Genomic DNA, 21,858 nt, shown 5'->3' on the forward strand with positions numbered 1-21,858 from the left:
GTGTAGCGCTATTTTTTGGTTATCAAGAACCTAGCAGAATAATAGGTCCGGAGTGCCCAACCAGACATTGATGGTTTGCCAGCACAAGGCGCCAATCGGAGCATTGATCAGGATAACGCTCTAACCCGAGAGCGCGTGCCGCATCCCGGCGCGGACTTCACGACAAGAGAAGCGGCTTTTCCTTAAGCCCTCCGCTCTATCAGCAGAGGGCAATTCTAAGATACGCGTGTGATTTCGGGAATGGCCTCTCCTTTCCAGGCGAGCGTCCACGTATCGCCTTGGCGGACGTTCTGGACCAAGTGCGGGCGAAACGCGACGAGGCAGCGCCCACCGTCACGGCGTGTCGAGGGGTAGAGCAGCCCGTTGCCGCCTGAACCCAGCACGTCCTGCGCAAGCGTTTGGCCGATAGGATAGGCGATGCGAGGTTCCGGGCTCAGGACCTCCTCCCCTGCCCTGTCCGTCAGATCATGCAAGCGCGTCGTGAAACCAGCCAGCAGTTCGCGATAGGCCGTCAGGTTGTCAAAGATACCCGTGGCCTCCAACTCCCGCGTCAGATGCCAGGACACTTCGGCTTGCGCTGTTTCAATCGCGTCCTCTCCATAGCTTGCGTACCAGGCGCCTCGTTCCGGACCGTTGAATCTGTTGCCTGTCGCCCGCGTGTAGCAGAACGCGGCATTGATGTAGGTCCATCCGTACCCGGCCGCTGCGGTCAGCAACTCGGCAGGATCAAGCCCGCCCGGGACCGGAAGAGTGACAGTTCGGCGCGCCGACGTCAGGCCTTCAATCTCTTCAAGGATCGCCAGATCGTCCTCATCGTCGGCCAGAGGTGCCATTGCCGGCTCGTCGATATAAGCTGTCGAGATCAGGCGGATTGTCGTCGGATCGGTGAAGTCGACTTGGTCAAGGTCTTCGGCTCGGATCACACACCGCCCCGGAGCGCATCGATGTGCTGCCTGACCTTCATCATCGCCGGAATGCCCCCATCGCACATGACCTGAACCGGGCTCCGGCCATTGAACCCGGGGCCAGTGTTCGCGGTTTTCGGCCAGCCATAGGTCAGCGGGCCATTGAACAAGAGTCGGAGCCCCTTGAAGAGACCGATCAGAAGGCTGGCCCGCGTGACTTTGTCCTGATCGAGCACGCCTTTGTAGGTGCCGGCCTTCATCCTGCTCCAGGTCGCACTCGGGACGTCAAAAAGTGCCGCCGCCTCAGTGTTCGACAGTCCCCATGCGTCGGCAGCGCGGACGACAGCCTTGACGATAGCCGTAATCTTGTCAGCCTCGGCAACGGGTTGCACGGTGCCACTTTCGGGGGCGAATTGGACGGGTTCCAACATGGGATGTCTCCATATGATGCGATCTACATAATCATATGATTTGAAATAGTCAAGAAATCGTTGGTAGTGCGTTCGATGAATTTCGCACCCCGGGCAGCGAGATCCGACAAAACAGAGACGTCGGCAATCAACTGAGAAAAGCGCTCTTCACTACACTCCTGGAGTGACGATCCCCCTCATCATCTCAATGCAAGACTACAAGATCGACGCCTCGGTTGACGTGCATCAACATGCACCGAACGCCCATATGTATTGGATTCCCGGCAACATGATGCTTAATGCTATCAGCGGAATCGCGCCGATATCATAACATCGCCGCTGTTCGGCTCTGGTGTGACTGGTGGCGGCTAACCTTTTCAAAACGAAGGGGTAGAGGCTGGCAAGGGGGAAGGAATGACGTTTGATCTGGGGAAGACCGCACCGAATGTGGTCACCGAAGGTCGTTTGCGAAGCCTGATGGCAGAGGGGTTCAATGCAGAAGTCATCTGCACATCGTCCGCCACGCGAAAAGCCGCTGTCTGGTATGGGAAATGGGTCATTCGCGGCGTGAGCCAGGACGGATCATCGGAACGCTTGCTCGTTCTCTCAAGAGCGTCAGCCGACAAAGACGAAGTCCAGATCCGCGAATTCAAAACCGCCAACGGGTTGATCTCCTTCCTCTCTGATCTTGGATGCAGTCACGCCAACATCCCCCTCAAAGAAGGCGGACGGTCAACGCACACCCTGCACCAGGGCGACACAGATTGACGCCGTTCAACGGTCCTTGGACACGCTCTCGAGGAAGCGACCGTATTCCTGGCTAACCTCTTGGGCTTCCGTGAAGGCGCGGGCGCGTTCTTCATCGAGGCACAGGAAGTATCGCTGGATTTCAGCGATGTAGGTTTCGAAATCCTTCTGGATGATATCCGCGAATTCGCGGGCTTGTGCCGGGTCGCTCGGAACGAACGGTCGTGGCGGTGCCAGGCAGGTCATCGCATGCGCCTCAGATCCGCAGAAAACCGCTGATACTATAAAGATGAACAGAAGCGTTTGTGGTTTCCCCACGGCCACTGACCTCACTTTCGCTATTTAAACCAGTGTATTAGGTCTTCGCCGGATACTCGATCAGACTAATTTCAATATTATATTGCTGTCAATATTATAATCTCATATCGTAGGCATATCCGTCACCAGGGCCCGGCCTGCAAACCAAGAGGTACGTCCGCAGACATGGGGTCTCAGTCAAGCGAAGGTGTGCCGAATGTGGTTACAGAGACTCTGTTCAAGACACTCATTGAGAGTGCGTGCAGCGCAGAAGTCGTCTGCGTCCAAACAGCCGAGAAAAAGTCGTCGGTCTGGTATGGTGCCTGGATCATTCGTGTCGTTGATCCGGCGCGAACCTTCGAAAAACTCCTTGTCCCTGCAAGACATCACACGGCCCATGGCCCTGAGATCGTCCCAAGAACCTTCAAAACGGCCAACGGCCTCATCTCGTTTCTGGGAAGTCGTGGCTTCACGCATATTACAATCCCGCTTTACGAGGGCGGGCGCGCATCGCACAGGCTTCCATCTGAGAACGCGTCTGGCCCGTCGTATCGTTAGTGTCTTCGCAATCTGCCTGGCACCTGCCGCCGTGCAAAGCGAAGGGATGGTTCTCGTCATGCAGGGCGACGGCTCGCTTCGGGCCTCCACGTCGCAAAGCAGCTTCGCGCGCAACTACAACGACGGGATCGGCCAAGGATCGGCGAGCCAGGAGCTCGCGATCCTTGGGAATGAAGAGACTGCACCCGCCGATGGGTTCAGAACCGGCGGTGTCAGACGAAGCGCTCTTGCCCCGACCCCGGAAATCCTCTCAGCGATCGACGATACCGCGCTCCGCTATGCCGCCCACCCCGGCCTGAGGCGCGCAGGGATTACCGTCACGGAGTGGCGGCTGGTCTTCCGGTCCAATATCGAGATCGAAAGCGCCTACAACCCGGCCGCGCGCAGCCGGGTCGGAGCCATTGGTCTCGGTCAACTGATGCCGGACACGGCTCGCGCGCTTGGCGTCGATCCCCATGACTGGCGCGAGAACCTTGATGGCTCTGCCCGGTATCTGGCGCAGATGATGGCGGATTTCGGCGATGTCCGCCTCGCCCTCGCCGCTTACAACGCCGGACCCGAAGCCGTGGCCCGCCACGAGGGCATTCCACCCTACCGAGAAACGCAAAACCACGTCAGCCGCGTGCTGGCCGTGTTCAACCGGCTTGAAGGAGAGACCTCGTGAAACCAAACCTGACCTCCACCTTGGCTCTGACCATGCTGCTGTTGGCCATGGCCTCCCCTGCCCTGGCACAGAGTATCGACCTGTCCCCCATCCAGACCCTCCTTCAGGGGATCGTCGACGCCATCACCGGCCCACTTGGCATCGTAATTGGCACCCTCGCCCTGATCGGTGTCTTTCTCTCCTGGCTCTTCGGCATCCTCGACTTCCGTCAGGCGCTTTGGGTCCTTGTTGCCATCGCGGGCATCGCCGCTGCGCCGACCATCGTCGCTGCAATCTGGACCACCTGAGGATCACCGAGATGGCAGCGGAACAGTCTCCCCTCTTTACCGGCCTTGTGCGTCCTCCCAAATTGATCGGCCTGCCGATTATGTACGCCATGGTCTGGCTGTTTGGGTCTGTTTTGCTGTTCTTGTGGATCCAGCATTGGGCCGTCGCCATTGCCGCGGCGGCGGCCTACCCGGCCCTCTGGAAGGCGGCGGATTGGGACCCCAATTTTCTCGACGTGGTGGCCACCACTCTGCAGGAAACCCCACCGACCGCGAACCGCCGAATACATGGGGGCGACAGCTATGCCCCGTGACGATGCCCAAGTGCAGGACACGCTGCTTCCGACATGGACCAGCAGGGAAAGACAACTGGCCCATATGCTGCCCTATGTGAGTCTGGTCGATGGCCAGACCGTTCGCACGCGCGGCAATGAACTCTTTCAGTGCCTCCGACTGAAAGGCGTCAACAGCAACACAACCGACGATGCCTACCTCAACAAAACGCGTGCGCTATTCGCTCAGATCATCGCCCAGGTCGGTCCGGATTTCGGATTCTACGTGCACAAAGTCTCCAAGGGGATTGAACACCACCTGCGACCCATCGAAGGCGATGACTTTGCTGCGGCCGTGGATGCTGCATGGTGCAGATCACTGGAGCAACGAAGCCTTCGGGACAAAACGCTGACGTTGACGGTGGTGCACCGCCCTGCCCTCGTGTCACGTCTGCCATTCTCGACACGTAAATCCGTCTCACTTCTAGCGACCCAGACGCAGAAACGCTTGCGTCGCCTGAGTGAGGTTGTCGGCTTCCTGAAATCGACCTTCGCGGACATGTCCCCGCGTCTTCTCGAGGCCAGCACGGGTGAACTTCTGGGCTTCCTTGGCGGCCTGAACACCGGCCAGGAACTGCCGCTCTATCTGTCCTCCAATTACGGTTTCGTGGCCCATGATGTTGCCAACTGCCGGGTCACCTTCAATGGATCAACCTTTGTGGTCTCCGATGGCGCGGTCGGGACGCGCTACGGGACCACATTCGCCATCAAGACCTATCCTCCGAAGACAGCCTGCACGATGTTCGATGACCTGAACCTGCCGGTAGATATGGTCGTCACCCATTCGTTCACACCCATCAACTCGAACATTATGGCCTCAAGGATCAAGCGCCAACGGCGTTTGATGCGCGCCGCGGATGACGGCGCAATCTCATTGGAAGCCCAACTCGCTGATGCGCTCGACGATCTGGAATCGAAACGTCTCAGCTTTGGCGACCACCACATGACCGTGACGGTCTTCGGTGACACGCTCGAAGAACTCAACGCCATTGCCGGGGAGGTGCGCAACATCGGGGCCTCCGAAGGTGTCAATCTGATCACCGAAGCCTTCGCGGCAAAGACCCATTTCTTCGCACAACACCCCGGAAACACCGCCGCCCGGAGCCGCAAGGCGGCGATCACGAACCGGAACTTTGCCGACCTTGCTGCTTTTCATCGCACCCAACTCGGCAAGACCAATGATCAGGTCCCCTGGGGCCATGCGATCACGATGTTCCCGACACCGGAGCAATCCGCCTATCGCTTCAGCTATCATGAACAGGGCGCACCGACCGCAGAGCCAACCGGCGGGCACACTCTCATCCTCGGTCGTCCCGGATCAGGCAAATCCGTTCTGTCGGCCTTTCTGCTCACGCAGGCGCGCCGCATCGGGGCGCGTGTCTTTGTTTTAGATTATCGCCAGGGCATGGAGATGGCGGTCCGGGCAAGCGGTGGCCGCTTTTCGGCTGTGAAGGCAGGCGAGCCGACCGGGCTCAATCCCCTTCGCACCGAGATCGATGAGCGTGGTCAGGCGTGGTTGTCCGATTGGCTGGCGGCCTTGATCCATCGCGCCGACAAGCCTCTGTCACCAGCCCAAACCAATCGTGTTCAGGAAGTGGTCCGTCAAAACGCGACCGCGGCCCATGACGGGCTTCGAAACTGGTCTGATCTCGCATCGCTTTTCGGATCAACGGATGACAACGGCGACCTACACGAGCGGTTCCTGGAATGGGCAGAGACCGGGCGATACGGCTGGATCTTCGGACAGACCCAGAAGGATACGTTCTCTCTCGAAGGTGAAATCGTCGGTTTCGATCTCACCGGCATCCTCGACAGCGAAAGCGAGAAGGAGCGAATGGCCGTTCTGTCCTACCTCTTTCGGCGGGTTGAACGGAAAATCGAAGATCGCAAACCCACAATCATCGTCATCGACGAAGCCTGGAAAGCCTTGGACAACCCCTATTTCGCCGAGCGGTTGTCCAATTGGCTGGTCACCACGCGAAAGCAGAACGCGGTTGTCGTGATGATGACCCAATACGCCAGCCAGCTGGAACAGACACGGACCGGCAAAACCATCATCGAAGCCGTTCCGACACAAATCCTGCTGCCGAACATTCGGGCCAATGCGTCCGACTACGCAATGCTCAATCTCAACGACAAGGAACTCGATGTTCTGCTGAACACCGGAAGCAACTCACGTCTTGGATTGGTGCGGGATGATCAGGGCTCCGTTGTTGTCGACACGGACCTCAGTGCCCTGGGCCCCCTGCTCACCATCCTCGGCGGGATGGAAAAGGGCGAACAGCTCGTCGGCAAAGACTACCGAACCCGTCCCGATTTCTGGAGGCTGCCATGAGAGCTTTCGCTCTCTTCTTGATCCCGTTCGCAATCCTCGTCGGCTGTGAGCAGTACCGACCGTCCGAGGCCAACTGCTTCAGTTTCGTGGCAAGAGGACCTGCTGAACAGAACTGCGACTTTGAGCCGTTGGACGGCGCCAATCTCAGCTCGGGGTGGCTCGAGTGATCTCCAAATGCGCGACATATCTCTGCTGTGTCTGCGTCAGCGTAGGAACGGCGCAAGCGCAAGGTGTGCCAACCGTGGATGCAGGCTTGGCGATGCGCAACCAGGCGGCAAATGCACATCGCGAACGTGATTTGGCTGCTCAACGTGAAAAGCTCACCGTCAAGGAGCAGATCGCCGAGATCGAACGCGAGCAACTAAGAGTGCTGCAACAGATCCTCGACGCGCAAACGAGCTTTGGCGGTCAGGGCATTCCGGGCACCATTGAGGCGCTCGAAGCCGGCACGTCGCCGGAGCAATCTGCGGATTTTCTCTACGGCGCAGATGATCCCAATCCAGGCGCGGATCAGATGTTTGGCGATGCCGCGCTCAATATCGAGCAGCTCATCATTCGCGTTGCACAAGAAACCCACGGTCTTGGGGGCGTTGACCGCGCGGGACTGAGCGTCCGCCAATGGCGTGCCCTGCTGCAGGCACTGATCTGGCAGGAAAGCCGGTTCACCATCGGCGCACGTTCACCGGTCGGCGCATTCGGTCTGACACAGATTATGCCGGGCACGGCCGGCGATCTTGGCATCTATCCGGAATTCTATGACAACCCTTACCTGCAGGTGCATGGCGGCGCGCGGTATCTTGCGGCACAACTGGCGCGCTTTGACGGCAACATCATCTATGCGCTTGCCGCCTACAATGCAGGTCCCGGGCGCGTCATCGAATACAGCGGCGTGCCGCCGTTCACTGAAACCCAGCACTACGTCACGGTCATCCCGCAAAAATACAACGCCTATCTCGCCCGCATGGGTGGCGCTGAAGTGCTTGGCACCATCGATCCGGCCTTGCTCGCCAACTCGAACCTGTCTCTGACGAGCGCGGGTGCGGCGAACTACGGCAATCATTCGATGGCCTCCATTCAGGCCGCCGCCATGCGGATTGCCGGTATCGTCGAGCGGATCGGCGCAACATCGGACCTGCAGGAGTCGATGGCGTTGAACGCCTACGCGCGCGCTGAACTTGTTCGGCTCATCGCCGCACGCACACGCCTGCAAGCAACCCGAACACGACCCTTGAGCGCCGCAGAGATCGCCATGGCCTCTGCGCAGCTTGAGGAACAGCAGTTCATGGATTTCACATTGGAGGACTTGGAATGACACATCGCAGTTTCAGTTGGGCGCGGCGCAGTCTTTGCCTGGCCGCATGGGGTCTCTTGATGGCCACGGCCCCTGCCCCTTTCCTCGCTGTTCCGGCGGTCGCCCAGGGCGTGCCGACGGTCGACACTCAAAACATCGCGCAAGAGATCCAGCAACTCCGGCAGATGATCGAGGACGAGGTCCTGCAGAACGAACAGCTTGTCCAGCTGCGCGAGCAATTCGCCACGCTTCAAGAGCAACTCGCCCAGCTTCAAGACACCTATGCCGCGCTCACTGGGCTGATGGAGCTTCCCACTGTCATCCGCACCGAAATGGAGGACGAGCTGAACGGGCTTCTTGATCAGGAGTTTGGCGACATCCTGGCAACCATCGATGCCATCCGCGAAGGCGACTTTTCCCGGCTCGCCGGCAACAGCGCAGGCCGGATTGAAACCCAGATGACACGCGTCCTGGCCGAAGCCGGGTTCGACGAAGACACGCTGCGCGAGATGGCGACGGGCGGCAGTGAAGGGGCGAGTCGCACTGCGACGCGGGCCACCACCGGAGCCGCTATGTCTGCCGCAGCCCAGACCTCTTACGAAGAGGCGGGCCAGTCTCTGCAGCGAGTGGACCGCCTTGTTGGCATGATCGGCGACATGGAAGAGCTGAAGGACAGTGTTGATCTCAACACGCGTGTCACGGCGGAACTGGCCATCGCGCTGGTCGCGATGTGGCAACTCGAAGCCGTGCAAACGGTCGGGACCGGACAAACCGGCGTCATCGACGCGGCCACCATCGCCGAAGAACAGCGGTACATGGATTTCACTCTGCCCGAGCTTGAAGCCAGATAGGAAAGGCTGGCCAGTGACGCGCGAAGCCGAAATTGTTGAAGAAGAACTGATCTACGGGGCGCGCCGCCGGGAGCAGTTGTGGCAGCGACTGGCTTTCGCCGGGCTGATCTTCGGTGTTTTGGGCTGTCTTTCGGCCGCGCTCGTCTCAATCCTCGACGTCGATCCGGCTCCTGTTGTCGTACCCTATGACCCCGAGACCGGTCTGGCGCTTCCCAATGCCTCGGTGGGCGCGGTCTCCGTCACTGAAAACCAGGCCATCATCGAAAGTGCCGTGTTTCGCTACGTGACCGACCGCGAAACCTACAATCAACTCGACAATGATGTGCGCGTCCGCAGCATTCTCGAGCGCTCCGACGGGGCGGCAGAAGTGTCCATGCGCAACATCTGGAACAGCGCAAACACCGATGCTTATCCACCCCAGGTTTACGGAGCCAATGCCCGCCTCGATGTCGAAATTCTCAGCATCAACCGGATCGGAAGCAATCGTGCGACGGTCCGCCTGCGCAAGCGTTTGACCTCGCCTCAGGGTATCCAGGCCGGTCTCTTCACCGCCACCTTGCTCTTCGAGTTCCGTCCCGAGGAACGCCGGTCCATCGATGATGTCTGGACCAACCCTTTCGGCTTCACCGTTACGGAATACGCCATACGCTCCGACAGGCTGGAGAATTGACCATGCGCTTGATCCTCCCGGCTCTTCTGTCTGTCATGGTGCCAGTTGCCGCCAACATCGCCTTTGCCGAGGCCATTCCAAGGTCAGGACCAAATGACAACCGCGTCCGTGTGGCCACATACCAGGACGGGCAGGTCTACCGCCTCAAAGTCAGCCTGACCCATGTGACGACGGTCGAGTTTGGACAAGGCGAGACCATCCGCTCAATTATCGCTGGCGACACCGAAGGGTTTCAGCTGGATGGCGTGCCAGGCGGACGGGCCTTTGCGGTGAAACCCAATGCCCGAGGGGTTCACACCAACATCACCGTCTATACCAACCGCCGCAGCTACTACTTCAACGTGACGGAAAGTTCGTCGCCCACATTCTACGTGGTCCAGTTTCGGTATCCCGACGACAATCGGCGACCCACAAACGCGGTTGCGCAGCGCGCTCCGAACTACAACTACGCTGCCAGCGATCGAACGAGTTTCACACCGTCTTCGGTGTGGGATGACGGCACATTCACCTTTTTCCGATTTCCCCGCAACGCGCCCGTTCCCGCGATCTTCCAGCACAACAATGGCCGAGAGCGAACGGTCAACAGCACGCAAGTCGAGGACGGCGTCCTTCGGGTTTCTGGCGTCGGGCGCGAATGGGTCCTGAGGCTTGGGGACGAAATCGTCTGCATTCAATCAACGAATGCGGGGGGAACGTCATGAGTGATATCGACGATCTCAGCAAACGCCTCGCGGCGCTCGAAGGCGCGCAACCGTCCAAACTGAGATCGAGGCCCTCTCTTCTGGTGGCGCTTCTTGGGACGAGCGCAATCGCGGTTCTGGGTCTTCTTGTTTACTCAGCTCTGCAAGAAACACCAGAAAACCCGCTCCCGACCGCGCAACCAGAAGAGTTTCAGATGACTGGGGACGGGTTCGGGGAGATCGAGCCCTTCGTGCCCCCTGCCCCGCCGGAGCCCGAGGTTGTGGTCGCTGAACCTGACCCGGAGCCGAATGTGGAATTGCTCGAGCAACTTGCAGCTCTGCGTGCCGAGATCGAAGCGCTGCAGAACGCGCCGGAACCGGTTGTTGAAGAAGACACCGCAGCCGCGGATGCCATCAACGCACTGACAGCACAGATTGCCGCGCTGGAGGAAGCCTCACAACGCGCGCAGGACCAGTTTGCCGAAGAACTGGCCGCGCGAGATCGGGAACTTCAACAACTGCGCATGGACCTCGACCTTGCAAAACTGCAGACCCCCACCCCTGCGCCTGGACCGTCAGAGGCCGATCTCCTGGAGGCCGAACGCCTGCGGTTGCAACGCGAGGAAGAAGCAAGACGCTTGGCTGAGTTGCAGCGTCGACGGGACGAGGAAGCGGCGTTTCAGGAAGCGCGGATCAAGTCACCGACCATCGCTTTTGGCGGCAACAGCGCCGGCGAAGGCGAGCTGGCGGAACGGACCTTCGGAGACGTGACCGACTTCGTCCTGAACGGCGCTCTGCCCTCAACCGTCACCCAAGCCGAGGTCATCGCAAACCCCAGCAACACGATTGTGCAAGGCACGATGATCCAGGCCGCAATGGAGACGGCAATCTCGAGCGAACTCCCCGGGCAGGTCCGCGCGGTCATCACCGAGGACGTGCACTCCTACGACGGGTCCCGCGTTTTGATCGCGAGAGGATCGAAGCTGATCGGCCGGTATCGGTCAGGCGCGGACATCGCCCAAAGCCGCATCACGATCGCTTGGGATCGGATCATCCTGCCCACCAACCAAACAGTCACCATCAGCTCGTTTGGAGGCGATGAACTCGGGCGCGCTGGCGCTACAGGGTTTGTCGACACACGCTTCAAAGAGCGTTTCGGCTCGGCTGCCCTCATTTCGTTGATCACGGCTTTACCCGGCGCCGCTGCGGCGCAGGTCGAAGACGAAACGTCTGCCGAAATCCTCGAAGATGTGGGCGACGACTTTGCGGAGAGCGCCGACAGTGTCATAGACGACTACCTCTCCATCGGTCCCGTGATCTACGTCGACCGGGGTGCAAGGATCACTGTGATGGTGGACCGTGATCTGGAGATCTTCTGATGTCAGGCGCCTACCTCCAAGCCTCGCTCGACAAGCTCCCCGATGCGTCTCGCGAGGACGTCATCGAGATTTGCATCAACCCTGACGGCTCCGTCTGGGGCGAATTCCAGGGTGACCGCTTCATGTCGCGTCTGGATAGCAGCCTGACACCGACCGAGATCAAGGACATTGGAACCCAGATCGCATCGGCCTCCAACTCAACGATCAGCAAAGACAAACCGATCGTATCTATGAGCATCAAGTACCGTGACCGTCCGGTCCGTGCGCAAGTCATCATGCCGCCGGCAGTCACCGAAGGCATGTCCATCTCGCTGCGGTTTTTCACCTCCCTGCCTCTCGACGACGTGGAGCTGAAATTTCTCTTCGGGGCTGAGCGCAGCCTCGAGACGGACAGGTTAAACAGAAACCAGGAACTCCGAGATGTCGTCAAAAGCGGCGATATCTATGCCGCGATCCGCTTCTGCGTCGCACACAAGCTGAACATGATCGTCTCGGGCGGCACATCGACTGGCAAGACTGTGGCAGCGCGCAAGATCTTGTCATTCGTCGCGCCAGAAGAACGCATTATCACAATCGAGGAAGCCGCGGAGCTAATCCCCGCGCAACCAAATGTCGTGACCCTTCTCGCCAGCAGGGAAGAGAGAACACGTAGTGCCGACACCCTCCTGACATCGACGTTGCGCATGCGCCCGGATCGCATTGTCCTGGGCGAGGTCAGGGGATCTGAGGCGATGACGTTCCTGGAGGCGATTAATACCGGCCACGGCGGGTCCATGACCACTTTGCACGCCGAAACGCCCCAGTTGGCAATTCAACGCCTAGCGATCGCCGCTCTTAAGACTGAAGTGCCGATGACCCACACCGACATGGTACAATACATCGAAAGCTCAATTGACGTGATCATCCATGCCGCGCGCCATGCAGGCGACCGCGGGATCACGGAATTCTATTTGCCCGGACAGACGGGAGGAACCGAGACATGAAGACCTTTGAACACGAAGTCCTTACCTACGATCTTTCGGAGCAAGGTATGACCGCACAAATGAAGTCCGAGCTTGCAGAATGGGGGCTTGCTGGGTTTGAAGTCGTATCTGTGGTCAACTCGGACAACTACCGAAGCGTCGTTACTGTCTTCCTCAAACGCTCCAAAGATGAAGAGAGCGATAAGTCTGGACAAGCGGCATGAGATGGGCTTCCGCAGTCATTCTTGCTTTAGCTACCGCGGTGGTGGGCGCGATCTCTCAACAAGCGGTCGCAGACGAAAGCGAATCCTTCCCTTTTTGCCAAGATCGGCCGGAAGAACCGGCTATAATCTCCGACATGGGTCCCAAGGACGCGCATCGGGCATACTTGCTCCAGCGAATGTACCGAGCCCATTCTTTCGATTTGATCGCCTCGAGAAACGACTGCTCGTGCAGCAACAGGTTTCCTGACTGGGAAGCGGTCCTTGCTGAATATCGGGAGCGGTTTGCCCGGCTTGAAGACCGACACGATGTATACGAAGCGACAGAGAATTTCGAAGCCGAGATTAGGACAAACCGGACACTCGCCAGAGAGCTTTGCGTTGCTCAGGGGCATTGGAACTGAGGTCACATTATGTCGGTCGTTACATACTTCGTTGAAACGGCTGAGAGCTTTCTCGAGACGGCCGCCGAAACGCAGTTCGGTGCCGTCGCCGCGACAACCGGCACAATCATTCAGGTCGCTGCAACCATCGTCGTCATTTTCGTTCTACTGAACGCGGCTTTCCAATACCGCTCAGTGGACGGTCGCAACGCATTTTGGTTAGCCGTCAAAATTGTACTAGTTGGCGTGTTTGCGACGAACTGGGCTCAATTCAATTCGCTGTCCTCTGCCGTTTTGAGCGGTATCGACAGCATCGCAGGTTCGCTGGTGGCATCTGTAGGGGGAGGAACGCCGGGACCTTCAGGTACTTTTGCAGAAGAATTCGACCGATTGATTGCCAGCTTAGGCGATTATCTCAATGCCGCAGGAGCGGAACTGAACTGGATGGCGGGAGCATTGATGGACACCATAGGTGTTGTTCTGCTTTCGCTGCTTGGCGGACTCGCTGCGTTTATAATCGTCGCTTCACGGCTGATGATCGCTCTGCTGATCGGAATCGCGCCGATCATGATCTTCCTCACCCTTTTCGACGTTACAAAGGACTACTTCGCCAGATGGTTGTCGGCCTTGGTGTCGTTCTCGATATACCCGATTGTAGTAGCCGGTGTGTTTGCAACGATTACAGGCGTATCGAGAGCGCTCCTTGTCGAGCTTGGAGATCCTGAGGGCGCGACCAACATTGGAGCTCTAATCCCCTTCTTCATGATGGTGCTGATGGCAAAGGGATTCATCGTTGCGACACCCTTCATCGTTAGAGCGATTTCCGGCAACATCGTGATGCCAGCTTTGACTTCAGGAATGGGCGGGACCTACGCCTTCAGTCGTGCTGCAATGGGAAGCCAGCAAGCATACAATCGTTTCTTGGTAGGCACTGCCACAGCGCCAGAGTACGCCGCACTGCGCTCGCGCCAGTTTTTGGGTTTTCAGAAGATGCCAGCGCGCGGCTCGATGGTTCCCGCAAACAATTCCATTCCAAGCAGTTCGGTCCCCGAGTCAACGGGAACAGCGGCGCGTATGGAAGCTCAGAAAGCTCGGGCTCAGCGACTGGCCGACGCAAAAAAAAGCTAAAGGCTGGACTGCTCTTAAATGAGTGCGATGCTCTCGTATTGATCGCCGAAGCAGCCCTCCAAGCAACTCGCGGCGAATGGCTGCCAAGAGCCCAATTCTAACTCATGCTGCAGCGATGACGAACGGCAGCTCTTTCCTAGAACCACAGTGGCCACGGATTAAAGGCGCTCCCATTTACGCCTCGAGTAACGCGTCGATCACGGCACATTCCGGGGCAGCGTCGCCGGTGCATCGTGCAACGGTGTCCGACAGGACACGCTCAATGCGCTTAAGGTCCGCGATCTTGGCTCGAACGTCTGTCAGATGATCTTCCGCGATGACCTGAACCTCGGCACAGGTCCGGGACTGTTCATCGACCAGCCCAAGCAGTCCGCGAACCTCTTCGAGCGTGAAGCCGAGATCACGAGACCGCATGACGAATTTCAGCCTTCTAACATGGGCATCATCGTAGCTTCGGTAGCCCTTCGTATTGCGCGGCGGGTCCGGCATAATCCCGATCTTTTCGTAATAGCGAATGGTTTCGAGGTTGCAGCCCGTTGCGCGGGCCAAATCGCCCCGCCGAATTGATCTCACGCTTCTGTTACTCATTGTGCCGAAAAACCCCTTGAGCCTGTATCAACTACAGACCCTAGAACGGTGGAAACATCTGTTCAAGGAAGATTCGATGGAACAACATTTGGCAGAACTGCCGCAATCTCAGTCGCAGAAAACTGGCGACGAAACCACCAAGGGATGGGGCGTGACCGGCCTCGGCGTCCTCGGTGCGCTGGCGATGACTTCTTGCTGCATCCTTCCATTGGTGCTGGTCAGCTTTGGCGTGACAGGCGTGTTCATCGCGCAGCTCGGGGCGCTCTATGCCTACAAATGGTACACCTTCGCGCTGAGCGCCGCGTTTTTGGGATACGGCTTCTACAAGGCTTACAAGCCTGTAGATGCCGAGGCCTGTGCCGATGGCACCTGCGCCCGCCCCATCGACCGCCGCATCATGCGCGCAACCCTCTGGGCCGCTTCCGCGATTGTCGCTGTCGCCATGATCTTTCCCTACATCACCCCCTTCATCCTGAAATTCTGAACGAGGACCAAGACCATGAAGCATCTTCTACTATCCGCCCTGACCATCGCCGCCCTCTCGACTCCGGCCCTCGCTGAAGAGCGCCAGGTCGAGATCGCCGTCAGCGAACTGACATGCCCGTCCTGTTCATTCATCGTCGCCAGCTCGATGCGTGGTGTTCCGTCGGTCGAGATCGCCGCATTCGAGGACGGCCCCGAATACGGGCAGGGGGTTTACAGCGTGACCTACGATGACGCCGAAACTTCCATCGAAAGCATCATCGGCGCGGTGACAGCCAATGGCTATCCGGCGCAGGTGCTGCCCGACACAGCCTCCTGAGCCGCCTGCAATGCGTGACAATCTGATGGGTGGGCTGTTGGCCTTCGGAATATCAGCTCCGGTCGCGGTCGTCTGCTGCGGCGGCGGAACTGCCGTGCTTGCGGCCTTGTTCGGCGGGGTTGGTGCGTGGCTTTCCGGGGTAAACGGCATTGCCGTGCTGGTTTTGGCGGGTCTGACCTACCTGATCGTCCGCGCACTGCGTTGTTCACACATGAAACGGTCCTCCGGCCCCGACCCATCACAAAGAAAGATGGCCCCTTGACTGACACACCTGGAAATCCCGACCGCCTGCTGAAATGGGGGCTTGGCGGTGCGATCTTCGCCGCGCTCTGCTGCTTTACGCCGCTTTTGGTCGTCATCGTCGCTGGCGTCGGATTGTCGGCCCTCACGGGTTGGCTCGATTACGCGCTGTTCCCGCTGCTTTTTTTAAGCCTCGCCGTGGTGGCACAGGCCCTTTGGCTTCGCGCTGGCAAACCGGGTCCTGCCCCGAAACTCTGGGCCACCGGCCTCGCGGCAGCCCTGTCGATCCTGATCATTCTCTTTGAGTTCAGGTTCGCGATACGGATCACAATCGGCGTTTTCGCTGCCACAGCACTCTACGCGGTTCTCCTGAACCGCGCGCAAAGGAAAGGATCACCCTCATGATGATGGGATGTTGCACCGCCACTGGTATGTTCTTCGGCCTTCTAGGCATGTTGACACCGCTGCTCGCCCTCGGTGCGGTCATCTATCTGCTCGCGGCTAAATCGAGAAATCACGAACCAGGTGAGGTACGCTGAGATGAAAGACTTAATCAAAGGCGGCGACGGCCAAGGCGGCTATGACCTGATCGTCCTCGGGGCGGGGTCGGCGGGGTTCTCCGCCGCAATTACAGGCGCGGATGCCGGAAAGCGTGTCGCCCTCGTGGGATATGGCACCATCGGCGGAACATGCGTCAACGTGGGATGCGTGCCCTCCAAGGCGATGATCCGCGCGGCAGAGGCTGTGCACGGTGCGCGGGCTGCCAAGAGGTTCCCCGGCCTGTCGGGACAGGCACAAGTGGATGACTGGCAGACGCTCGTTCAATCCAAAGACGATCTGGTCGCGACCCTGCGTCAGAAGAAATACGCCGACCTTCTGCCGGAATATGAGGGTGTCGATTACATCGATGCCGGTGCAGCGCGACTGATCGAAGGTGGCGTGACAGTTGGTGAGCGAACCCTGAAAGCGCCGAAGATCATTATCGCCACGGGCGGGCGTCCCGTCCTGCCGACCATCGACGGGATCGAGAAAATCGGCGCGCTCGACAGCACCAGCCTTCTGGAACTCGAAGTGCTGCCGAAAAGCCTGATCTTCATCGGCGCGGGCTACATCGGCGCGGAGCTGGCCCAGATGATGAGCCGCATGGGCGTGAAGGTCACGCTCGTCGCCCGGTCGCATGTGCTGCCCGGCGCGGAGCCGGAAGTCTCTGAGGCGCTGGCGGAGGCGTTCGAGGCCGAAGGGATCACCCTTCTGACCGAATTGAGCTACGACAATGTGCGCCGCGACGGCGCGGGCGTGACACTGCGCGTGATCCAGGACGGAAAGCCGGTCGAAGTGACGGCGGATCACCTCGTATCAACCGCTGGCAGGCGGGCAAATACCGAAGATATGGGCCTGGACGCAATCGGCTTGGAAACCGATGCACGCGGGTCCATCGTCGTCGGCGACGACATGCAGACATCGGTGCCCGGCATCTATGCTGCGGGCGATGTAACCAACCTTGACCAGTTCGTCTATATGGCGGCCTATGGTGCAAAGCTCGCGGCCAAAAACGCGGTTCTCGGCGAGGATCATCGCTACGACAACGCTGCGATGCCATGGGTGGTGTTTTCCGACCCTCAAGTCGCGGGTGCTGGTCTCAGTGAAGCCCAAGCGCGGGACGCGGGCTTCGACGTCAAGACGTCTATCGTGCCGGTTGATCAGGTGCCTCGTGCGCTGGCCGCACGTGACACGCGCGGATTGATCAAGCTGGTGGCGGACAGAAAGTCCGACCGTTTACTTGGTGGCCAGATCATCGCACCGGAGGGGTCCGATACGATCCAGACCCTCGTCATGGCGCTGAAGTTCGGCATGACCACAAAGGCCCTCGGGGAGACGATCTTCCCGTATCTGACAACGGTGGAAGGACTGAAGCTGGCGGCGCAAACCTTCGACATGGACGTGGCGAAGCTGAGCTGTTGCGCCGGATGAAGATCAGGACAAGGACCAGCAAATGAATGAAGACTACGACCTGATCGTCATCGGGGCAGGTATGGCCGGAGTTGCAGCAGCCAACAAATGTGGCGCAGCGGGATGGCGTGTCGCCATTGTCGATGCGCTGCCCTACGGCGGCACCTGCGCATTGCGCGGCTGCGATCCGAAGAAAATCCTGCGGCGCGGTGCGGAAATCATCGACGCTGTACGACTCATGCAGGGCAAGGGGATCGATCCCGGTGATCTGTCGATCAACTGGGCCGATCTGATGGCACACAAGCGTGGCTTCACCGACCCGGTGCCGGACAAGATGGAAAAAGGCCTATCGGGCAACGGCGTCGAAACCCTGCATGGAGCCGCCCGCTTCACGGGAGACAACACGCTGGAGGTTGATGGGACGACATATCAGTCGGAACGGTTCCTCGTGGCCGCCGGGGCCATGCCCGTGCCGCTCGGCTTCACCGGAGCCAATCTCGTGATCGACAGCACGGATTTCCTCGACCTTGAGGCCCTTCCCGAACGGGTTCTTTTAATCGGTGGCGGCTTCGTGTCCTTCGAGTTTGCGCATATCGCCGCACGGGCCGGAGCCAACCCGATCATCGTGGATCGTGGCGCCCGGCCCTTACGCGGCTTCGACCCCGATCTGGTCGAAATGCTGATCGACCGCAGCGGCGGGATCGGCGTGGACCTGATGCGCGAAACCGAAATCGTGTCGGTCTCGGAAGCCAGTGAAGCATTCAGTGTTGAAGTGAAGTCAGGCGATGAAACCCGAACAATCGAAACCGATCTGGTCGTGCATGGCGCGGGCCGGGTTGCAGCCCTGGCCGACCTGAATCTTGAGGCGGCTGGTGTTGACTACAGTGACTCGGGCATCGTTGTAGCCCCCCATCTGCAAAGCACGACAAACAGCGCGGTCTATGCCGCCGGAGATTCCGCGGACACCGATGGCATGCCGCTGACGCCGGTCGCCGTGATCGAAGGGAAGGTCGCGGCCTCAAACATGCTCAAGGGCACTCAGACCGCACCGGATTATGCCGGTATTCCTACAGCTGTCTTCACCGTCCCGGAAGTGGCGCGTGTTGGCATGTTGGAAAGTGAGGCAAGAGACGCCGGGCATGACGTAGATGTCCGGTTCACCGATACGTGCGGTTGGTATTCAAACTATCGGATCGGCGAGACCTCTGCCGCTGCGAAGATCCTCGTGGACAGGTCGAACGGCAAGATCCTCGGCGCGCATCTGTTCGGCCCGGGATACGGCGAGCTGATCAACTTCTTCGGCTTGGCGATCAAGCTGGGTCTGACCGCGAAGCAGCTTCAGTCAATGACGGCGGCCTATCCGAGTGTTGGATCGGATTTAGGGTCGTTGCTTTAACGCAAGCCCCTCTGATCCTCCTTCAGGTCGTTCCTCGCATCCCGGATGATCACCCACGACGAATGCAGGAACAGCCCTGCAATGGCGAAGGCAACGATGAGGTCGGGCCAGGCGCTACCGAGCCATGCGACAAGCCCTGCCGCAATGACTACGGCGACGTTGCCGATAGCATCGTTGCGGGAGAACAGCCAAACCGCGCGCATATTGGCGTCACCCTTTCGGTGCTTCAGCAGCGGCAGGACGGCGAGAATGTTCACGATCAGCGCGCCCACGGCGAACGCTCCCATCAACCCGGCTTCGGGCGTCGTCTGGTTCAAGACGCGCCAGATCGTGCTGCCGACGACGCCCAGACCCAGAAGTCCAAGAAACACACCCTGGATCATCGCCGACCGCGCTCGCCATGTCAGCCTCCAGCCGATGGCGAGCAGGCCCAGAAACGTGATCGCCCCGTCGCCGAGAAAATCGAGCGCGTCCGCCTTCAAAGCCTGCGACCCGGACAGGAACCCGCCGAACATCTCGACCACGCCGTAGCCGAGATTGAGCAGGACCACGATCCAGAGGGCGCGGCGATAACTCGGGTCCTTGTAGGCCGGATCGGAGGATGTATCGCCGTCTTCGATCTTCTCAAAGCCGTAGCCGGTCGCATCGAGCGCGGGCCGCACCTTCGACAAGTCACCCTCCGCGATCCGCAATGTCATGACGTGGGTTGCGGCAGACACCTTCACATCGCCGGTCGCCACGCCCGCAGACCGGGCCGCGCGCTCGATCTCGGCGGCGTCCTTGGCGCAGTCCATGCCCTGCACCCGCATCCGGATCGGTGAGGATGCCGTAGGCAACGTGCTGTTCTCGGCCTGGCTCATGTGCGATCCTCTTCGAGGTGGTAAGCGAAAGGGTTCGCCGCTGACGTATCAGTGGATAATGATATGATGACGAACGACGCGCAAGGCGATCTTTTGGCAGCCGACGCTTTGGAACTGCGGGCAAAGCTCTTCCGGGGTCTCGGCGATCCCAGCCGTCTGGCGATCCTTGATGCGCTGGTATCAGGCGAACGCAACGTGCAGGAAATTGTCGGACATACTGGGTTGGGTCAGCCGAACGTCTCGAACCATCTGCGCTGCCTTCTCGACTGCGGGCTGGTTAGCCGCCGCAGCGAGGGCAGGTTCGTTCGATATCGGCTTGCTGACGGACGGATTGCCGGTCTCATCAAAGATGCGGATCGGCTCCTTGCCGCGACAGCCACCGGACTCGACAACTGCAAGCGCTACACAGAGTAGTTGCTCATCCGTGCCGCTCCTCGCCATGCCCGCGTCCGCCGAACTCGGACGGGTCGTAGCAGGCGTGGCGCGCGCATTCCAGCTCCAGCGTCGTGTGCTCGATGTCGAAGCGGTCGGAGAGCGCCGCTTTGATCCTATCTTTCACTGCGTCGGCGTCGTTCCAGCGGCCCTCGGCAATGACGACATGCGCGTCCAAGGCTGCACGGTGTTCGTCCATCTGCCAGAAATGCGCGTGGTGGATGCCCGTCACGCCGTCGATCTCCCGCACGGTATCAAGAACCGCGTCTGTCTCGATCTCGGGCGGCGAGCCGAGCATCAGGATACGGATTACGGGGCCGATCTCGCGGAACGACTGCCAAAGGATGTAACCCGCAATCAGCACCGTCACGAGCGGGTCGATGAGACGCCAATCGTAAAGCAGGATCAGCGTGCCAGCGACAATGACTGCGACGGAGCCGAGCGCGTCGGCCACGTTGTGCAGAAACGCGGCGCGGATGTTCACGCTGGATTTCGACATGGCGTAGGTCAGCGCAGCCGTCACCGCGTCCACGATCAGCGCGATCCCGGCGATGACGACGATCAGCCAGCCCTCGACCGGCTGCGGATCGGCAAAGCGCATCGCGGCTTCGTAGAGCAAGTAGAGGCCGATCACGATCAGCGTGGTATAATTGATGAGGGCGGCCACCACCTCGACCCGACCATAGCCGAAGGTCATTTCGGCATCCCGGGGTCTCCGCGCGATCTTGCGCGCGCCGAACGCGATGATGAGTGAAATCGCGTCGGAAAAGTTGTGCAGCGCATCGGCAATAAGCGCCAGCGAACCGGAAATGATGCCGCCCACGATCTGCGCGACCGTCAGGCCCATATTGACCGCGATGGCGGCGAAGACGCGGCGGTCGCCTGCCTCGGGATCAACGTGATGATGGTGGCCGTGCCCCATAGCGGCGGCTCCTTTTGATTCGTTTCGTTTCAGGATAGATACGATCTACAGCGACTGTAGGTTCAAGAGGCAATAATGAAAGAATACTCGATCGGGCAGATGTCGCGCCGGACGGGCGTGAAGGTCACGACAATCCGCTACTACGAAAGCCGGGGTCTGATCCCGGCACCGGCGCGTACGACAGGCGGGCAGAGGCGCTACGATGAAGCGGCGCTCGAACGGCTCGCTTTCCTGCGCCACGCAAGGGAATTGGGCTTCAGTCTGGGTGACATCGCCGACCTGATAGCCTTGGCCGAAGCCCCGTCAAAGGACTGCGCACCTGCCCACGAGATTGCGCGGAAGCAGCTCGCGGCCGTGGACCGGCGCATGACCATTCTCGCGCAGCTTCGGGAAGAGCTGGTGCGGATGGCCGACGCGGATGATCCGGGCCATGCCGGAAAGTGTCGCGTCATCGAGGTTCTGGGGGATCACCGGCTCTGTATCGGTGCGCATGGTCGGCCGGACCGTAGCGCAGATTTATCTGGCAGCTAGGCAAAGTTCAGTTGCATGTGACAAAATCGACGGTTTCGTCGAAGGACTGAAAGCCGCC

Annotated in this window: 26 protein-coding genes; 20 read left to right on the top strand and 6 right to left on the bottom strand. The window is 59.6% G+C overall.

All coding sequences use genetic code 11. From position 1 onward, the window contains the following. Window positions 1–215 precede the first annotated feature (215 nt). Together ACZ1HA_RS00445 and ACZ1HA_RS00450 are read right to left on the bottom strand one after the other, a co-directional pair. Window positions 216–923, bottom strand: a complete 708-nt coding sequence (locus ACZ1HA_RS00445) for an RES family NAD+ phosphorylase (protein WP_299882681.1) — start codon at window positions 921–923, stop codon at window positions 216–218. Further along, entirely contained in the window at window positions 920–1,336 is a 417-nt protein-coding gene (locus ACZ1HA_RS00450; RefSeq protein WP_299882683.1) for an antitoxin Xre-like helix-turn-helix domain-containing protein, read from the bottom strand. The genes ACZ1HA_RS00445 and ACZ1HA_RS00450 overlap by 4 nt, the downstream gene beginning before the upstream one ends. A 393-nt stretch (window positions 1,337–1,729) precedes the next feature. Between ACZ1HA_RS00450 and ACZ1HA_RS00455 the strand changes: the two genes are divergently transcribed. Continuing rightward, a complete protein-coding gene (locus ACZ1HA_RS00455; RefSeq protein WP_299882685.1) occupies window positions 1,730–2,083 on the top strand; it encodes a hypothetical protein in 354 nt (117 codons plus the stop codon). A gap of 6 nt (window positions 2,084–2,089) precedes the next feature. Here the strand turns inward: ACZ1HA_RS00455 and ACZ1HA_RS00460 are convergent, their stop codons facing one another. Beyond that, window positions 2,090–2,380, bottom strand: a complete 291-nt coding sequence (locus tag ACZ1HA_RS00460) for a hypothetical protein (protein ID WP_472712447.1) — start codon at window positions 2,378–2,380, stop codon at window positions 2,090–2,092. A gap of 583 nt (window positions 2,381–2,963) precedes the next feature. Here ACZ1HA_RS00460 and ACZ1HA_RS00465 point away from each other — a divergent pair. The 12 genes from ACZ1HA_RS00465 to ACZ1HA_RS00520 all read left to right on the top strand — a co-directional run bounded on the left by ACZ1HA_RS00465 (window position 2,964) and on the right by ACZ1HA_RS00520 (window position 14,079). Continuing rightward, on the top strand, window positions 2,964–3,581 hold the full coding sequence (locus tag ACZ1HA_RS00465; RefSeq protein WP_472712448.1) for a lytic transglycosylase domain-containing protein: 618 nt from the start codon (window positions 2,964–2,966) through the stop codon (window positions 3,579–3,581). After that, on the top strand, window positions 3,578–3,868 hold the full coding sequence (locus tag ACZ1HA_RS00470) for a TrbC/VirB2 family protein (protein ID WP_299882692.1): 291 nt from the start codon (window positions 3,578–3,580) through the stop codon (window positions 3,866–3,868). The genes ACZ1HA_RS00465 and ACZ1HA_RS00470 overlap by 4 nt, the downstream gene beginning before the upstream one ends. 11 nt (window positions 3,869–3,879) lie before the next feature. Then, the gene (locus ACZ1HA_RS00475) at window positions 3,880–4,161 is read left to right on the top strand and encodes a VirB3 family type IV secretion system protein (RefSeq protein WP_299882694.1); all 282 of its coding nucleotides are present in this window, start codon (window positions 3,880–3,882) and stop codon (window positions 4,159–4,161) included. After that, window positions 4,151–6,514 carry a VirB4 family type IV secretion system protein gene (locus tag ACZ1HA_RS00480; RefSeq protein WP_472712449.1) on the top strand — a complete coding sequence of 788 codons (2,364 nt, stop codon included), beginning with the start codon at window positions 4,151–4,153 and terminating at the stop codon, window positions 6,512–6,514. Before ACZ1HA_RS00475 ends, ACZ1HA_RS00480 begins: the two co-directional genes overlap by 11 nt. Window positions 6,515–6,746: 232 nt before the next feature. Beyond that, window positions 6,747–7,826, top strand: a complete 1,080-nt coding sequence (locus ACZ1HA_RS00485; RefSeq protein ID WP_299882698.1) for a lytic transglycosylase domain-containing protein — start codon at window positions 6,747–6,749, stop codon at window positions 7,824–7,826. 59 nt (window positions 7,827–7,885) lie between these two features. Then, window positions 7,886–8,656, top strand: coding sequence for a type IV secretion system protein (locus tag ACZ1HA_RS00490; RefSeq protein ID WP_299882700.1), 771 nt, complete (start codon window positions 7,886–7,888; stop codon window positions 8,654–8,656). A 13-nt stretch (window positions 8,657–8,669) separates the two neighbouring features. Continuing rightward, window positions 8,670–9,326: a VirB8 family type IV secretion system protein gene (locus tag ACZ1HA_RS00495; protein WP_299882702.1), complete on the top strand. Its 657-nt coding sequence runs from the start codon at window positions 8,670–8,672 to the stop codon at window positions 9,324–9,326. 2 nt (window positions 9,327–9,328) lie between these two features. Continuing rightward, window positions 9,329–10,027, top strand: coding sequence for a TrbG/VirB9 family P-type conjugative transfer protein (locus ACZ1HA_RS00500; protein ID WP_299882704.1), 699 nt, complete (start codon window positions 9,329–9,331; stop codon window positions 10,025–10,027). After that, a complete protein-coding gene (locus tag ACZ1HA_RS00505; RefSeq protein ID WP_472712450.1) occupies window positions 10,024–11,385 on the top strand; it encodes a TraB/TrbI/VirB10 family type IV secretion system protein in 1,362 nt (453 codons plus the stop codon). Before ACZ1HA_RS00500 ends, ACZ1HA_RS00505 begins: the two co-directional genes overlap by 4 nt. Then, a complete protein-coding gene (locus tag ACZ1HA_RS00510; protein ID WP_472712451.1) occupies window positions 11,385–12,368 on the top strand; it encodes an ATPase, T2SS/T4P/T4SS family in 984 nt (327 codons plus the stop codon). Before ACZ1HA_RS00505 ends, ACZ1HA_RS00510 begins: the two co-directional genes overlap by 1 nt. Then, on the top strand, window positions 12,365–12,571 hold the full coding sequence (locus ACZ1HA_RS00515) for a hypothetical protein (RefSeq protein ID WP_282048232.1): 207 nt from the start codon (window positions 12,365–12,367) through the stop codon (window positions 12,569–12,571). The genes ACZ1HA_RS00510 and ACZ1HA_RS00515 overlap by 4 nt, the downstream gene beginning before the upstream one ends. Before the next feature lie 410 nt (window positions 12,572–12,981). Next, on the top strand, window positions 12,982–14,079 hold the full coding sequence (locus tag ACZ1HA_RS00520; RefSeq protein WP_282048231.1) for a TrbL/VirB6 family protein: 1,098 nt from the start codon (window positions 12,982–12,984) through the stop codon (window positions 14,077–14,079). A 174-nt stretch (window positions 14,080–14,253) separates the two neighbouring features. Here the strand turns inward: ACZ1HA_RS00520 and ACZ1HA_RS00525 are convergent, their stop codons facing one another. Further along, window positions 14,254–14,667, bottom strand: coding sequence for a MerR family transcriptional regulator (locus ACZ1HA_RS00525; RefSeq protein ID WP_299882716.1), 414 nt, complete (start codon window positions 14,665–14,667; stop codon window positions 14,254–14,256). A 16-nt stretch (window positions 14,668–14,683) separates the two neighbouring features. On the opposite strand from ACZ1HA_RS00525, the gene ACZ1HA_RS00530 reads away from it, so the two are divergent. The 5 genes from ACZ1HA_RS00530 to ACZ1HA_RS00550 all read left to right on the top strand — a co-directional run bounded on the left by ACZ1HA_RS00530 (window position 14,684) and on the right by ACZ1HA_RS00550 (window position 19,055). Further along, on the top strand, window positions 14,684–15,151 hold the full coding sequence (locus tag ACZ1HA_RS00530) for a mercuric transporter MerT family protein (protein ID WP_472712452.1): 468 nt from the start codon (window positions 14,684–14,686) through the stop codon (window positions 15,149–15,151). Between the two features lie 15 nt (window positions 15,152–15,166). Continuing rightward, window positions 15,167–15,469, top strand: a complete 303-nt coding sequence (locus ACZ1HA_RS00535) for a heavy-metal-associated domain-containing protein (protein WP_055688104.1) — start codon at window positions 15,167–15,169, stop codon at window positions 15,467–15,469. Window positions 15,470–15,727: 258 nt separating this feature from the next. Continuing rightward, window positions 15,728–16,114 carry a mercury resistance system transport protein MerF gene (merF, locus tag ACZ1HA_RS00540; protein WP_299882722.1) on the top strand — a complete coding sequence of 129 codons (387 nt, stop codon included), beginning with the start codon at window positions 15,728–15,730 and terminating at the stop codon, window positions 16,112–16,114. A 135-nt stretch (window positions 16,115–16,249) separates the two neighbouring features. After that, window positions 16,250–17,680: a mercury(II) reductase gene (gene merA, locus ACZ1HA_RS00545; RefSeq protein ID WP_299882723.1), complete on the top strand. Its 1,431-nt coding sequence runs from the start codon at window positions 16,250–16,252 to the stop codon at window positions 17,678–17,680. Between the two features lie 22 nt (window positions 17,681–17,702). Further along, window positions 17,703–19,055 carry a dihydrolipoyl dehydrogenase family protein gene (locus ACZ1HA_RS00550; protein ID WP_472712453.1) on the top strand — a complete coding sequence of 451 codons (1,353 nt, stop codon included), beginning with the start codon at window positions 17,703–17,705 and terminating at the stop codon, window positions 19,053–19,055. Here the strand turns inward: ACZ1HA_RS00550 and ACZ1HA_RS00555 are convergent. Beyond that, a complete protein-coding gene (locus ACZ1HA_RS00555) occupies window positions 19,052–19,915 on the bottom strand; it encodes a cation diffusion facilitator family transporter (RefSeq protein WP_299882727.1) in 864 nt (287 codons plus the stop codon). The two genes, ACZ1HA_RS00550 and ACZ1HA_RS00555, sit on opposite strands and share 4 nt — an antisense overlap. 63 nt (window positions 19,916–19,978) lie before the next feature. Between ACZ1HA_RS00555 and ACZ1HA_RS00560 the strand changes: the two genes are divergently transcribed. Continuing rightward, window positions 19,979–20,329, top strand: coding sequence for an ArsR/SmtB family transcription factor (locus ACZ1HA_RS00560; protein ID WP_299882730.1), 351 nt, complete (start codon window positions 19,979–19,981; stop codon window positions 20,327–20,329). Window positions 20,330–20,333: 4 nt separating this feature from the next. Here ACZ1HA_RS00560 and ACZ1HA_RS00565 read toward each other — a convergent pair whose 3' ends face one another. Then, entirely contained in the window at window positions 20,334–21,269 is a 936-nt protein-coding gene (locus ACZ1HA_RS00565; RefSeq protein WP_299882732.1) for a cation diffusion facilitator family transporter, read from the bottom strand. 75 nt (window positions 21,270–21,344) lie between these two features. On the opposite strand from ACZ1HA_RS00565, the gene ACZ1HA_RS00570 reads away from it, so the two are divergent. Next, window positions 21,345–21,800 carry a MerR family transcriptional regulator gene (locus ACZ1HA_RS00570; RefSeq protein WP_299882734.1) on the top strand — a complete coding sequence of 152 codons (456 nt, stop codon included), beginning with the start codon at window positions 21,345–21,347 and terminating at the stop codon, window positions 21,798–21,800. Window positions 21,801–21,858: the final 58 nt, after the last annotated feature.

Source organism: Roseobacter sp. S87, assembly GCF_055693285.1.

Bases quoted from the DNA above. Each gene is read 5' to 3' on its own strand.
- ACZ1HA_RS00490 (WP_299882700.1), top strand. From the start codon at position 7,886: ATGGCCACGGCCCCTGCCCCTTTCCTCGCTGTTCCGGCGGTCGCCCAG.
- ACZ1HA_RS00505 (WP_472712450.1), top strand. From the start codon at position 10,024: ATGAGTGATATCGACGATCTCAGCAAACGCCTCGCGGCGCTCGAAGGC.
- ACZ1HA_RS00475 (WP_299882694.1), top strand. From the start codon at position 3,880: ATGGCAGCGGAACAGTCTCCCCTCTTTACCGGCCTTGTGCGTCCTCCC.
- ACZ1HA_RS00480 (WP_472712449.1), top strand. From the start codon at position 4,151: ATGCCCCGTGACGATGCCCAAGTGCAGGACACGCTGCTTCCGACATGG.
- ACZ1HA_RS00560 (WP_299882730.1), top strand. From the start codon at position 19,979: ATGATGACGAACGACGCGCAAGGCGATCTTTTGGCAGCCGACGCTTTG.
- ACZ1HA_RS00450 (WP_299882683.1), bottom strand. From the start codon at position 1,336: ATGTTGGAACCCGTCCAATTCGCCCCCGAAAGTGGCACCGTGCAACCC.
- ACZ1HA_RS00455 (WP_299882685.1), top strand. From the start codon at position 1,730: ATGACGTTTGATCTGGGGAAGACCGCACCGAATGTGGTCACCGAAGGT.
- ACZ1HA_RS00500 (WP_299882704.1), top strand. From the start codon at position 9,329: ATGCGCTTGATCCTCCCGGCTCTTCTGTCTGTCATGGTGCCAGTTGCC.
- ACZ1HA_RS00525 (WP_299882716.1), bottom strand. From the start codon at position 14,667: ATGAGTAACAGAAGCGTGAGATCAATTCGGCGGGGCGATTTGGCCCGC.
- ACZ1HA_RS00515 (WP_282048232.1), top strand. From the start codon at position 12,365: ATGAAGACCTTTGAACACGAAGTCCTTACCTACGATCTTTCGGAGCAA.
- ACZ1HA_RS00555 (WP_299882727.1), bottom strand. From the start codon at position 19,915: ATGAGCCAGGCCGAGAACAGCACGTTGCCTACGGCATCCTCACCGATC.
- ACZ1HA_RS00565 (WP_299882732.1), bottom strand. From the start codon at position 21,269: ATGGGGCACGGCCACCATCATCACGTTGATCCCGAGGCAGGCGACCGC.
- ACZ1HA_RS00520 (WP_282048231.1), top strand. From the start codon at position 12,982: ATGTCGGTCGTTACATACTTCGTTGAAACGGCTGAGAGCTTTCTCGAG.
- merA (WP_299882723.1), top strand. From the start codon at position 16,250: ATGAAAGACTTAATCAAAGGCGGCGACGGCCAAGGCGGCTATGACCTG.
- ACZ1HA_RS00535 (WP_055688104.1), top strand. From the start codon at position 15,167: ATGAAGCATCTTCTACTATCCGCCCTGACCATCGCCGCCCTCTCGACT.
- ACZ1HA_RS00510 (WP_472712451.1), top strand. From the start codon at position 11,385: ATGTCAGGCGCCTACCTCCAAGCCTCGCTCGACAAGCTCCCCGATGCG.
- ACZ1HA_RS00550 (WP_472712453.1), top strand. From the start codon at position 17,703: ATGAATGAAGACTACGACCTGATCGTCATCGGGGCAGGTATGGCCGGA.
- ACZ1HA_RS00570 (WP_299882734.1), top strand. From the start codon at position 21,345: ATGAAAGAATACTCGATCGGGCAGATGTCGCGCCGGACGGGCGTGAAG.
- ACZ1HA_RS00465 (WP_472712448.1), top strand. From the start codon at position 2,964: ATGGTTCTCGTCATGCAGGGCGACGGCTCGCTTCGGGCCTCCACGTCG.